At 65.9% G+C, this 12,361-nt stretch carries 13 protein-coding genes; 10 read left to right on the top strand and 3 right to left on the bottom strand.

The features are described 5' to 3' along the window. The 10 genes from AC1RVY_RS22985 (at nt 1) to AC1RVY_RS22940 (ending at nt 8,660) form a co-directional block, all read left to right on the top strand. The gene (locus AC1RVY_RS22985; protein ID WP_492808334.1) at nt 1-1,929 is read left to right on the top strand and encodes a hypothetical protein; all 1,929 of its coding nucleotides are present in this window, start codon (nt 1-3) and stop codon (nt 1,927-1,929) included. 15 nt (nt 1,930-1,944) lie between these two features. Next, complete coding sequence (locus AC1RVY_RS22980) at nt 1,945-3,135, top strand: hypothetical protein (RefSeq protein ID WP_492808333.1); 1,191 nt, start codon at nt 1,945-1,947, stop codon at nt 3,133-3,135. 3 nt (nt 3,136-3,138) lie between these two features. Next, on the top strand, nt 3,139-3,969 hold the full coding sequence (locus AC1RVY_RS22975) for a hypothetical protein (protein WP_492808331.1): 831 nt from the start codon (nt 3,139-3,141) through the stop codon (nt 3,967-3,969). Continuing rightward, the gene (locus AC1RVY_RS22970; RefSeq protein WP_492808329.1) at nt 3,966-4,343 is read left to right on the top strand and encodes a hypothetical protein; all 378 of its coding nucleotides are present in this window, start codon (nt 3,966-3,968) and stop codon (nt 4,341-4,343) included. Before AC1RVY_RS22975 ends, AC1RVY_RS22970 begins: the two co-directional genes overlap by 4 nt. Before the next feature lie 4 nt (nt 4,344-4,347). Continuing rightward, nucleotides 4,348-6,237: a hypothetical protein gene (locus AC1RVY_RS22965; protein ID WP_492808327.1), complete on the top strand. Its 1,890-nt coding sequence runs from the start codon at nt 4,348-4,350 to the stop codon at nt 6,235-6,237. After that, nucleotides 6,230-6,451, top strand: coding sequence for a hypothetical protein (locus AC1RVY_RS22960; protein ID WP_492808326.1), 222 nt, complete (start codon nt 6,230-6,232; stop codon nt 6,449-6,451). The genes AC1RVY_RS22965 and AC1RVY_RS22960 overlap by 8 nt, the downstream gene beginning before the upstream one ends. Before the next feature lie 161 nt (nt 6,452-6,612). Further along, nucleotides 6,613-6,819: a Com family DNA-binding transcriptional regulator gene (locus tag AC1RVY_RS22955; RefSeq protein WP_492808618.1), complete on the top strand. Its 207-nt coding sequence runs from the start codon at nt 6,613-6,615 to the stop codon at nt 6,817-6,819. After that, nucleotides 6,773-6,943, top strand: a complete 171-nt coding sequence (locus AC1RVY_RS22950) for a hypothetical protein (RefSeq protein WP_492808325.1) — start codon at nt 6,773-6,775, stop codon at nt 6,941-6,943. Before AC1RVY_RS22955 ends, AC1RVY_RS22950 begins: the two co-directional genes overlap by 47 nt. Further along, nucleotides 6,940-8,067 carry a GNAT family N-acetyltransferase gene (locus AC1RVY_RS22945; RefSeq protein WP_492808323.1) on the top strand — a complete coding sequence of 376 codons (1,128 nt, stop codon included), beginning with the start codon at nt 6,940-6,942 and terminating at the stop codon, nt 8,065-8,067. Before AC1RVY_RS22950 ends, AC1RVY_RS22945 begins: the two co-directional genes overlap by 4 nt. Then, on the top strand, nt 8,058-8,660 hold the full coding sequence (locus tag AC1RVY_RS22940) for a formyltransferase family protein (RefSeq protein WP_492808322.1): 603 nt from the start codon (nt 8,058-8,060) through the stop codon (nt 8,658-8,660). The genes AC1RVY_RS22945 and AC1RVY_RS22940 overlap by 10 nt, the downstream gene beginning before the upstream one ends. Nucleotides 8,661-8,748: 88 nt before the next feature. Here the strand turns inward: AC1RVY_RS22940 and AC1RVY_RS22935 are convergent, their stop codons facing one another. The 3 genes from AC1RVY_RS22935 to AC1RVY_RS22925 all read right to left on the bottom strand — a co-directional run bounded on the left by AC1RVY_RS22935 (nt 8,749) and on the right by AC1RVY_RS22925 (nt 12,345). Next, complete coding sequence (locus AC1RVY_RS22935; RefSeq protein WP_218293771.1) at nt 8,749-10,269, bottom strand: TRAP transporter large permease; 1,521 nt, start codon at nt 10,267-10,269, stop codon at nt 8,749-8,751. 97 nt (nt 10,270-10,366) lie between these two features. Then, entirely contained in the window at nt 10,367-10,906 is a 540-nt protein-coding gene (locus AC1RVY_RS22930) for a TRAP transporter small permease subunit (protein ID WP_218293772.1), read from the bottom strand. A 317-nt stretch (nt 10,907-11,223) separates the two neighbouring features. Next, the gene (locus tag AC1RVY_RS22925; protein ID WP_492808319.1) at nt 11,224-12,345 is read right to left on the bottom strand and encodes a substrate-binding domain-containing protein; all 1,122 of its coding nucleotides are present in this window, start codon (nt 12,343-12,345) and stop codon (nt 11,224-11,226) included. Nucleotides 12,346-12,361 lie beyond the last annotated feature (16 nt).

The following is a 12,361-nucleotide window of genomic DNA, read 5'->3' as shown; positions in this document are numbered from 1 at the left end:
ATGGCAATTCGATACGTTCAGCGCCCGTTCACGATCAAAACGACGAACGGCAACAGCGCGACCGACAGTGAAGAAATCGGCTCTACCAATGACGGCCGGATGGTCGCGCTGCGCACAGTCACGGACGACGGCGCGGGCAATCTCGCAAACGGCCGGGGCACGGTCAACTACGTGGGCAAGACGGTGCAGCTCAAAGTGGTTTCGTTTGACCGCTCCACCAGCTCCTACAAGAGCGACTTCGACGACGCAAAAGAGTTTGAACGCACGGTGGGCGACGGCGAGGCCAGCAGCAACACCAATGCCCGCAAGGGTGGCGAATACGGCACAGCCTCAGTCGGCGAAGAAGTGCTTGCAGCGAGCAGCGTGCTCGCGCGCTACCGCGTGGGAGCCAGTGCACCCATGGCGCGCACGCAGTCTCTCGAAGTGCCCGAGATCGTCATTGACCTGTGCCCGTACACGTCGGAATCCATCGTGCCCGGTTCGGTGCAGTTTCGCTGGATGGGCCACATCTTTTCAGACTTCGAAGGCGTGATGTACCGCGACCGCACCGACATCTCGGCGGGCTTTGCCAGCGGCCGGGTGGACTATGCAGCGGGGATCGCCCGGATGACAGACTGGATCGTCGCTGGCACCGGGCCCGGAGATTTTCAGTTGCTCAGCCTGTGGACTCAAAAAGGCCAATGGAGCACCGCCTCGCTGTTCTTCAGCACGGACATGGCGCCCCTGCGCCCAGGCCCTGGCGGCTTCGTGCTGTCCGTGGTGGACCTCAAGGGCGACACGCTCACGGCCAACGTGGACGCGCAGGGCAACATCACTGGCAATCACATGCGGGGCAAAGTTGAGTTCTCGCGCGGCGGCGTGGAACTGCAGTTCGGCGACTTCGTTCTTGATGCCGATCTGACTGCGGCTGACAAGGCCGAATGGTGGTACAGCGCTGCAGACGTCGGCGCTGTGCAGCCAGGCCGGATCTGGCGGCCGTGGCCTGTGGACCCGACGACGCTGCGCTATTCCGCAGTCAGCTTCATCTATCTGCCTGTGGACGTGACCCTCATGGGGCTGGACCCCGCCGCGCTGCCCGCAGACGGCCGTGTCGCCTATGCCCGGGCGGGCGACACATGCGTAGTGGGGGTGGAGCATGGCGGCGTGGCATTCGTGCCCACCGTGGGCATGGTCTACGACCTGGGCCACGAGCGGCTGTCGTTCGTGCAAGTCATTGATGCCGCCACTGCCGCAGAGATTTATACAGGCTTCACCTCCGATCTCGACGCGGGCACTGTGACCTTTGCTGACCTCACGGGCTACCCTGCAGGCGGCGTGAAAGTACTCGGCCGCACAGAGGTGTACCGCCAGATCGCAGAGGTGCGCATCGACGGCAAAGTGCGACTCACGCAGCCTGTGGGCTATGCGTTCCCCGTGGGCGCTGTGTTCTCGACCGCGCTGCGCTTTGGCGACCGCTTCGCCCGGGTCTCCCGCGTTTACGACCAGGCGAGCTGGAGCGGCACGGCATGGTACGACGGGGTGGACCCCGCAAAAGGCGAAGCCACGGCTTCGTTTGCCAAGGACCAAAACCCAATCGTTGTCACAAATCGGGGCGCGATCACAGAGAGGTGGGCATTGCGGTTTCGGGCGGATGGGCAGGTCTTCGACCTGATCGGTCAGCACCTCGGGCAGATCGCATCCGGGAACATCAATCAAGACTTTTCTCCGATCAACGCTGCGGCCGGGACGCCCTACATGACCGTGCCCTCTGCTGGCTGGGGCGGCGGCTGGGTCGCGGGAAATGTGCTCTTCATCGACACCATCGGCGCGGAGGCCGCGATTGACTGCGTGCGTTGCACTCAGCCCGGCTCTCCTGCGGGCCTGGATGACTCTGCGTGGATCGTCCAGCGCGGCGACTCGGCCCGCGCGCCTGACAGCTCTTTCACCTGATTCTGAGGATTCGATATGGCCTTCACCTACCCAGTTAAATGGATCACCAACACGATGCGCGGCGCGCCAGTTGTCAGCGGCACTGCAGGCACGTTCATTTCCGCGCTGGAGACTTTTCTTATCAACGGCTGGGGCGCAGTCAACGCGATCAGCGTGTCGGTCTCCAACGGTGTTGGCACGGCCCAACTGCCCGAAGGCATGTACTTTGAAGACCATGCCATCGTGCTTGTCGGCGGCGTGACAACACCGGCCGCGCTCAATGGCGAAGCGCGCGTGCTCTCGCACACCAACAACGCGATCTCCTTCGAGACAAATGCGCCCGATGGTGTGGCAACCACTGGCACGACGATCAGCATCCGGTATGCCCCAGTCGGCAATTGGGTAAAAGCCTTCGCGGGTGCCAACCTCGCGGCTTTTAGAAGCACCGACGTGCAATCGAGCGGGCACTATCTGCGCGTCGACGATACGGGCACGATCTCGGCCCGGGTCGTGGCCTATGAGTCGATGAGCGATGTCAATACCGGGGTGGGCCGCTACCCGACCGACGCGCAGATCGCAGGCGGGGGATATTTTCACAAGTCGTCAGCAGCAAACGCGGTCGCGGTGCGCTACGTATACGCAGCCGACTCGCGTGCCATTTTGTGGGCCCATGAAGCCGGAACGCCGGGCAGCGCCACGTACCGGACAAGCAATGTTCGGGGCTTTGGGGAAGGCATTGCGGCGGCACCCGGGGGCGACCCCTGGGCGACGTTTCTTTCAGTGACAGGATCGTCGCAGGGCACGATCGACAACGGCGCGCTGTCGGGCGGTAGTGCTGGACTGTTCACTGCAAGTTTCACAGTGTGCGCGCGGGCCCTCGCGGCTATTGGGGGCGCGACACTGGTACAAGTCTGGCCTTTCACGGGGATGGCAAATACGTTCTCCGGCACCAATGACTACATCGCGCCGGGCGCGGCGCCTGCGGACGGAAAGCTCCGGTTGAGCAGGATGTTTTTGCGCGGCACGACAGACGGAATCCGCTCCGTGATTCCTGGGGTGGCGTATGTACCTCACTCCGGGGTCGTAGCACTTGTGACCCCGGGTGATCTCGTGCCCGGAGCTGGCGAGTGGGCCGGCCGCACAATGTACGCGGTGGGCTGTGCTTCTTCGTACTCGACCCCGCCGCAGGGGATCGCGTTCATTGACATCACCGGACCCTGGAGATAGTCCATGGGGACTCACAAGACCTGGCGCCTGACTTTTGCCGCGTCCCAAGGTGGGATATATCTGCAACTGACCGAAGTGGCGTTCCTTGATCAGGCGGGCGCCGACCTCTCTGTCGGCGGCACGGCAGCGGCGAACAGCTCATATGGCGCGGGGTATGGCGCGGCGAGCGCTTTTGACAAGAACCTCGCAACGGACTGGGCCAACGCAGCATCACAGTTTCCCGCGAGCATCTGGTACACGCACACGGCGCCGGTTGATGTGCGACAGATCCGGATTCGCTGTTCCGCGAGCACTGCCTGGCTGCCTCGGAATCTCGCGGACGTGAAGCTTGATGCGTCGGACGATGGCGGCGCGACATGGATGCCATCGCTCAGTTTCGCGCTCAGCATCGTATCGGGCGACTGGATCAACAACACATACATCGTGCTGGGGGTAGCTGCTCGCGACGTGTCGAGTCTGCTTGTACCGCTCCCGACGCCCGGGTATGTGCAAGGTCGGGCACAAGAGCGCTTCGCAGGAGCACAGTTGCTGTCCACGCCGTCTTCGGCGCGCCAGGACTACCGCCAACTGCGAAGCACCACGGGCGTGATCTCCAGCCGCGTGATGTTCAAGGCCACACCGTCTTCGCCCGAATCACCGTTCGCTATGGGCCGCATCTGGCTGCTGCGCCAGGCCGACGGCTACAAGGCGTGGGAGGGCTGGAGCGATGCTGCGGGCTACTACACAGCGACCGGGCTGGAGCTGGGCGTGGAGTACATCGCCGTGGGCATTGACCCGCTGCGCAACCACAAGGCGACAGGCGCGGGCGCGGTGATGGCCGTGGAGGTTCCATGATCATCACGCCAGAACACCGCGCAGCGCGCAATCAGGCCAGCATTGACCTGGCCGACGTGGGCGGGCCTTCATCCATCAAGCTGTACGACGTCCAGGGCGGTACCGTGCTGGGCGTGCGCACCCTCGCGCAGCCGTGCGGAACGATCACGGCCGAAGGGCGCATCCAGTTCATGCCCGCCGCCGTCAATGACCTGGTTGCCGTGACCGGCACGCCCACCTGGGCCGAGTGGTGCAACGGGGCGGGTGCGCCCATTGCTGGCGGCGCAGTGACCAACGAAGCAGGCGCTGGACCGTTCAAGCTTGCTGGCACAGGCACGATGATCATTTACGCGGGCGGCGTCGTGGCGCTGGCCGCGCCATCTCTGCTGGGGTAACGATGTGGACATTGACGGCAAGCTTGTCTTCACAGCACCCGCCGATGGCACGGGCCGTTTGGTCTTCGGCGAGTCGGACGGCGGCGAGGTTATCCCGGACGCGGTATTTACGGTCGACGGCGATCTGCCCGGCCTGGGCACGCTCACGCTGCGCGCGGGCTCCCGGCTCAGTTTCGACGCTGACCTGCCCGGGCTTGACGGGACCATCGGCCTGGCTTGGGATGCGAACGTCAGCCGGGGCCTGCGCGCCGAGGTGGAGGTCTGCTGGCAAGAGGCGCGCCCCATCGCTGCAGGCGTCGCCACGGCCTGGCAGAACGGTGCGCCTGTGCGCGCGGCCGTGCAGTCAACCTGGCAGGACGGAAAGCCCCTGGCCAGCGCGGTCAGCACGCATTGGGAAGAGAGCGAGCGCCTGCGGGCTGGTGCCGTGGCCGCGTGGCAAGAGGGCATCCGCCTGCGCGCGGGCCTTGTTTCGCATTGGGAGGAAAGCCACCGCGTGCGCGCTTCGGTGGTGTCTGCCTGGCAGGAAGGCACCCGCCGCCGTGGTGCGGTGCTCTCGGCCTGGCAGGAGAGCGAGCGCCTGCGCGCGGGCCTTGCTTCGCATTGGCAGCAGGGCTTGCCAGTGCGGCACGCAGTGGTCGGCCGCTGGAGCGATGGCGTGCACATCCGCCAGGTGCTGCGCACGCACTGGCAGGAGGCACAACGCCCGCCTGCAGGTGTCTCCACCGTGCCGCCCATTGATCCGCCCCATGAGCCCTGCTATGACCCTGCCACGGTGGGGCGGCTGGTGTTCACGGACCTCGCCCTGGGCGACGGCAAGTTGGTGTTCGTGTGCCAGAGGCCGGGGCAGGTTCTGCCGCCCGCAACCGTCGTCATCCTGCCGCGTAGGAGCTATATCGTGGTGAACAGTATCGAGATTCGCCGTGCGGACGATCTCGCGGGCGATCCGCTGCCCAGCGAAGCCTTCAGCATGCAGTTGGACCGCAACTCGTGGACCTGGTCGTGGTCTGCGGCCTTCATGGCCTCGGCGCGCGAGGCCGTGACGCCCAGCCTGGTCACCGGCCCCGTCGAGCTGGAGGTGCGCGTGAACGGCCAGCCCTTCCGGCTGATGTCAGAGACCGTCGGCCGCAGCCGTCGCTTGCCCGAGCACATGGTCACGGCCCGGGGCCGGGGCAAGGCCGCTGTGCTGGATGCCCCGCACGCGGCGGTGCAGACGTTTGGCAGCGCCCTGGACCGCACGGCCCATCAGCTCATGACAGAGGTGCTGACTGTCAACGGCGTGGGCTTTGGCTGGTCTGTGGACTTCCAGCTTTCGGACTGGCTGGTGCCCGGGGGCGTGTGGATGCACCAGGGCACCTACATCAGCGCGTTGGCCGACATCGCGGGCAGCGTCGGGGGCTACCTGCAGCCCCACGACACCGAGCCCATCCTGCGTGTGCTGCCGAGCTGGCCCGCGCCGTGGTGGGAGTGGGCGGGCATGGCGCCAGATATCGAACTGCCCGCAGGTATTGGTGAGTCCGAGGAGGTCGAGGTGATCGACCAGCCGGGCTACAACCGGATTTTCGTGAGCGGCCAGGCGGGCGGCATCACGGCCGACTTGACGCGCAACGGCACTGCGGGCGACATGCTCAAGCAGCCCATGGTGACCCATCCATTGATCACCACCATTGGCGCGGCAAAGCAGCGCGCCCGGGCCGAGCTGTCGGAGTCGGGCCGTGCCCTCGCGCAGAAGATCACGATGCCGGTGCTCCCCGCGACAGGAATCATCAAGCCGGGGACGAAGCTGCGCTATGTCGATGATCTTGGCGCGCTTCGGTTCGGCCTGGTTCGGTCCACGGGCGTCAGCCAGCAGTTTCCTGTGTTGACCCAAAGCCTGGAGGTCGCCAGCCATGCATAACGTTTTTGGTCAGCTCAAGGAGCTGCTCGCCCCCGGCCGCGTGCAGATCGCGACGGTGGTGTCCGTGGCCGATGGGGTTGCCGTGCTGGAGCTGCCAGGCGGCGGCCAGATCCGCGCTCGGGGAGAGACCTCGGGCAGCGGCAAGGTGTTTGTTCAGGAAGGGGTGATCCAGGGGTCGGCCCCTGATTTGCCCGTGTTCGTAGACGTGATCTAGGAGGGCAGGACAGAAAAAAGACGGGCGACCTGGCCAGGTGCTGTAACACCTGGCCAAGCCCCCAACATGCAGAGCAATCCTGCAAGCCAGGCAAGACCCGCCACCCTCGCGAGAGCGGGTCGAGCTTATCAGCGTTTTCATACAGAGAAACAGGCTTGCAAATGGAAGAAATCAGGTGCGGCAATTGCAGCCGCAAACTTGGCGTAGGCGAGTACATCCGCCTTGTCATCAAGTGCCCCCGCTGCGGGGCGCTCAACACCTTGAGGGCCGCGAGCCCCCCACAAGCGCGCAATCGAGCGCCTGACCCTCAGGGGCAATCCAATGGCTACCCAAGAAACGAAAGTACCGGCACCACGCCGGAAAGGTGAAAACGGCTTCAAGTACAAGCCTCAATTCGGCCTGGTCGTGCCGTGCAAGGACGAGGCCGAGCAGCAGCGCCGCTACGCGCGTCTGGTCAAACTGGGCATGGCGCCCAAGGTGGTGTGCGTATGAAGGTCGCCGTACACCACCGCTGCGACGACTTCAGCAGCTACCGCGCCGCCCGCGTCAAATCCCTGTTCAACGTGGAGAGCGGGGCAAACTTCCAGCTCGAGGCGGACCTCGACCTCGATAGCGCGCCCTGGCAGATCGGGGTGATCGTCGGCCCCAGCGGCAGCGGCAAGACCAGCATGGGCCGAGCCCTGTGGGGACAGGGGTCGATCTATTCGCCCGCCTGGCCCGAGAGCCAACCCATCATCGACGCCATCAAACCGGGCGGCGGTTTCGATGAGGTGGCGGCCGCGCTCTCAAGTGTGGGCCTGGGCAGCGTTCCCACCTGGCTGAGGCCGTACAGCGTGCTTTCCAACGGCGAGCAGTTCCGGGCCAACCTGGCCAGGCTGATCGCCGAGGCGCCCGGCCGGGCCGTGCTGGACGAGTTCTCCAGCGTGGTGGACCGCCAGATCGCCCGCATCGGGGCCGGGGCCTTCGCCAAGGCCTGGCGCCGCACCAGCGGCCAGGCGGTGCTCCTGAGCTGCCACTACGACATCCTCGACTGGGTGCAGCCGGACTGGGTGTTCGACACCGCCACGGGCCAGTTTCAACGGGGGTTGCTTCGGCGACGGCCGCGCATCGACGTCGACCTGTGGCAGTGCAACTGGGAGCATTGGGCGGCCTTTGAGCCGCATCACTATCTGAAGCTGCCCCGCATGATCGCTTCGACAAACTACGTTGCGACGGTGGACGGCCAGCTCGTAGCCCACGTGGCCGTGAGCACCCGCACCAGCACCGAGGCGCGGGCCTGCCGCCTGGTCGTCATGCCCGAATGGCAGGGCGCGGGCGTGGGCCTGCGCTTCCTGGACGCCGTGTGCGAGCTGTGGCGCACGGGCGCCAACCGGTACGGACGGCCTATGCCGACCTTGTTTCATACCAGCCACCCCGGTCTGGCCAGCGCCCTGCGGCGGTCGGCCAGGTGGACGCAGGTTTCGGCGGTTTTGACTGGTCAAAGCAAGACGCGCAGCCGGGCCAGCATGCAGCGTTCGGTCGACCGCAACGGCGCCACTTCCACTGGAACGGGCTATGGCGGCCACTTCCGCGCTGTTCAGGGCTTCCGCTATCTGGGGGAGGCGCCATGCGCGTGATGATCGTGGGCCAAAAGTGGCTGGCGGCCGAGGTGCTGCGCCTGTGCCTGGCGCGCGGCGACGATGTGGTGGCCGTCAGCGCCCCCCGCACGGATGACCGCCTGGCGGCCCTGGCCACGGCCGAGGGCATCCCGGTCTGCCAGGTGCCCCGGCGCCTTACCGGTGAATGGGTGCCCTCTGGCGTCGACATGATCCTGTGCGCCCATGCCCACGTATTCGTGACGGCCGAGGCGCGGGCAAAGGCGCGGTACGGGGCACTGGGCTATCACCCGAGCCTGTTGCCGCGCCACAGAGGCCGGGACGCTGTTCGGTGGGCCATCCACATGGGAGACCACATCACGGGGGGGACAGCCTACTGGCTGGACGATGGGGCCGACACGGGGCCGATAGCGGCGCAGGAATGGTGCTGGATCAGGCCCGGGGACACCCCTGAGACGCTGTGGCGCAATACCCTGGCACCCATGGGCCTGCGCTTGTTCGGGCTTGTGCTCGCCGGTCTGGACGCTGGCACCCGGCGTCAGGAGCCCCAAGACGAGGCACTGGCTACGTGGGAGCCCGCGTTTGTGCCCCGGGCGCTCGCCGCAGAGGCTTAGACTTTGCAATTTCCTTTCGCGGTGCGAAAGAGGCCGCCCGGGACATTTATCTCAGTTCCAGCGGCTCAAATATCGCGGCGCGCTTCAATTACTTTGCCGGTTCCGACGCTGCTTCAGCCGGGGCGTTGCCGAAAGGGTTCTCGCCGGCGGTTTCTCCGCCCGCATCGGGCGTGGCTTCCGAGCGCATCAGGTCATCGGTCGGCACCTCGATCTGGACCTTGTCGGTGTCGATGATCTCCTGTTTGGGCAGGAACATGGTCACCGTCTGTGGCACGAAGATCACGATGGTCACCAGCAGCAGCTGCATGATCACCCAGGGAATCGCGCCCATGTAGATGTCGCTGGACAGCACGGGCTTGGGAATGCGGCCTTCCTTGAAGAGCGTGTTGGCGATACCCCGCAGGTAGAAAAGCGCGAAACCGAAGGGCGGGTGCATGAAGCTCGTCTGCATGTTCACGCACAGCAGCACGCCGAACCAGATCAGGTCGATGCCCAGCTTGTCGGCCACGGGGCCCAGCATGGGCAGGATGATGAAGGCGATCTCGAAGAAGTCGAGGAAGAACGCCAGGAAGAAGATGAACAGGTTCACCGCGATCAGGAAGCCGATCTGGCCGCCGGGCAGGCCCGAGAGCATGTGTTCGACCCACTTGGCACCGTCCACGCCCTGGAACACCATCGAGAACACGCGTGCACCGATCAGGATGAACACCACCATGGCGGTCAGGCGCATGGTGCCCTGCATGGCTTCCCACATCAGGGCCAGCGTCAGGCGCTTGTGGATCGCGGCCAGGACCATGGCGCCCACCACGCCCATGGCGCCCGCCTCGGTCGGCGTCGCAATGGCGGTGTCGATGCCAGGCAGGCCGCCCATGGAGCCCAGCACGGCGAAGATCAGCAGGGCCGACGGGATGATGCCGCGCAGGCACTTGAGCCACAGCTTGGCGCCCGACATGGTGCGCGCTTCCTTCGGGATGCCCGGCAGGTAGTGGGGCTTGAAGACGCCCAGCATGAACGTGTAGCCCGCGAAGATCAGCACCTGCAGGATGGAGGGACCCCAGGCGCCGCGGTACATGTCACCCACCGAGCGTCCCAGCTGGTCGGCCATCACGATCAGCACGAGCGAGGGCGGCACCAGCTGCGTGATGGTGCCCGAGGCGGCCAGCACGCCGGTGGCGTAGCGCATGTTGTAGCCATAGCGGATCATGACGGGCAGTGAGATGAGCGCCATGGCGATCACCTGGCCCGCCACCGTGCCGGTGATGGCCCCCAGGATGAAGCCCACGATGATCACCGAGTAGCCCAGGCCGCCGCGCACGGTGCCGAAGAGCTGGCCCATGGAGTCGAGCATGTCTTCGGCCAGGCCGCATTTCTCGAGGATGGCGCCCATGAAGGTGAAGAACGGAATGGCCAGCAAAAGCTCGTTGCTCAGGATCCCGAAGATATTGATGGGCAGGTTGGCCATGAAGACGGCGGGGAACCAGCCCATCTCGATGGCGAAGAAGCCCGAGGCCAGCCCCAGCGCGGCCAGCGAGAAGGCGACGGGGAAGCCGATCAGCATCACCACCACCAAGCCCGCGAACATGATCGGGGCAAAGTTTTCCATTTGCATTTTGTTGTTCCTGAAAATCCGGAATTGAGAGCGTGGCGCGGCGGGCTTCGCAGCTCAGCGGCACCACGGGTTCATGGTTCGGCGCTTGCGGGCCGGATTACTGAACCGGTTTCTCGTAGTGGGTGCTCATCTGGTAGATGCCGCGCAGATAGGCCACGCGCTTGATGATCTCGGCCAGACCCTGCAGGAACATCAGTGAAAAACCGATCGGCATGAGCAGGATGGCGGGCCAGCGGATCAACCCCCCCGCATTGCCCGACATTTCGCCCGAGAAGAAGGCACGGGTGAACAGCGGCCAGCTCAGGTAGGCGATCAGCAGCATGGCGGGCAGCAGAAACACCACCAGGCCCGCGATATCGACATACACCTGCTTGTTGCCGCGCAGCTTGCCGTAGATGATGTCGACGCGCACGTGCTCATTGAGCATGAGGACGAACGGGGCGCCCAGCATCACGGTGGCGGCGAACAGGTACCACTGGATCTCCAGCCAGGCGTTGGAGCTGAGGTCCAGGCCATAGCGGATGAAGGCGTTGCCTGCCGAGATGAGCGCCGCGGCCAGGACGGTCCACGTGGCCACCTTGCTGAGCTTGCCGGAAATCCAGTCCATGCCCAAGGCTAATTTGAGTAGTGCTGACACTTGGTGTCTCCTGAGAGTATAAAAAAGGGGCGAGCCCAATGCGCTGCTGGGCCCTGGGGCATGGCCGCGGCCTGCACGGCGCGCAGCAATATCCCAACGGGTGTCCGAAAGTAACGCGCATCCTACCCCTTCGCCGCTGAAGAAAGCCTGACGCGCGGACATGGGGTTTTCCTCAGGGGGCGGGTGCCTGCCCCTCTTTCTCCTGCCTTTTTTCTCCGGTGTCAGCCCACCGCGCCGTCTCCCGGCGGGCGGCCTGCTGCCCATGCCTCCTGTGGCTTCGGAGTCGCTTCAGCGGACTCCCGGGCCCCTTCCGTCCCTCAGGCCGTGGCGCGTGCCCGGCGCTTGGAGCGGGCAAAGCGCCACCAGGGCAGCACGGTGCTCATGGCCAGGACTTCGCCGCAGTGCAGGGGGGTGTAGCCCGGCAGGGCCCCCAGCCGCTCCAGCCATTCGGGGGTCTGCAGCAGCGCGCGCAGCGCCTGCGTGGCGGGCTGGTCCAGGCTGGCCTTGAGGCATGCCAGGTGGTAGCGCTCGTGCACCAGCGGCACGAAGCCCAGTCCGCGCGCCCGCGCGGCCAGCTCGATACCCATGCCCACGTCCGCGGCACCCGCGGCCACGGCCTGCGCCACCGCCGTGTGAGAGGGTTCGTTGAGCGCATAGCCCGCGATGGAAGTAGCCCCGATCCCGGCTTGCGCGAGCAGGTCGTCGAGCAGCACGCGCGTGCCGGTGCCCAGCGGCCGGTTCACGAAGCGGGCCCCGGTGCGGGCGATGTCGTCCAGGCCGTGCAGCGCCAGCGGATTGCCGGGTGCGACGATGAGGCCCTGGGTGCGCTGGGCAAAGCCGATGATCTTGTGCAGCCCGGGCTGCAGCAGGGGCTGGTAGGTGCGTGCCGTCAGGGAGTCCGCCTTGGCGTTGTCCACGGTGTGAAAGCCCGCCAGCGTGCAGCGCCCTTCGTTCAACGCGCGGATGGCATCCACGCTGCCGGTGAAGCGGATGTCCAGATGCAGCGCGCCCGTTCCGCCGTGCGCCGCGGCATGGGCGCGCAGCGCGGCCAGAGCGTCGTCATGGCTGGCGTACAGGGTGAGCACATGGGCGTGGGGGTCGAAGGCCACGGCGAATGCGCGTTCCAGGTCGGCGTGCAGCGCGGCGATCTGCGGCGCGAGCCGTGCCTGGGCCTGCCGCTCCGCCCACAGCAGCTTGGCGCCGAACTCGCTGAGTTGCGCCGACTGGCCCTTGCCCCAGATGATGAGTTCGCCGCCCAGCTGGTCCTCCCAGCGCTTGAGGGCCCCCCAGACGTGGCGGTAGGACAGGCCCAGCCCCCGCGCCGCGCCGGAGATGGACCCGTGCTCCGCCACCGCCTGCAGCAGTTCGGGCAGCGGGTTGCGGATCAGCGCGTTGCCGGCATCGCGGCTGAGTGTGTAGTGAAGTTGGACCCTATGCACGGGAGTTCATATCGCT

It is taken from the genome of Acidovorax sp. GW821-FHT11A03 (assembly GCF_058809075.1).
The sequence above is the reverse complement of the archived record's forward strand: the minus strand, read 5'-3'. Positions and strand labels throughout refer to the sequence as shown.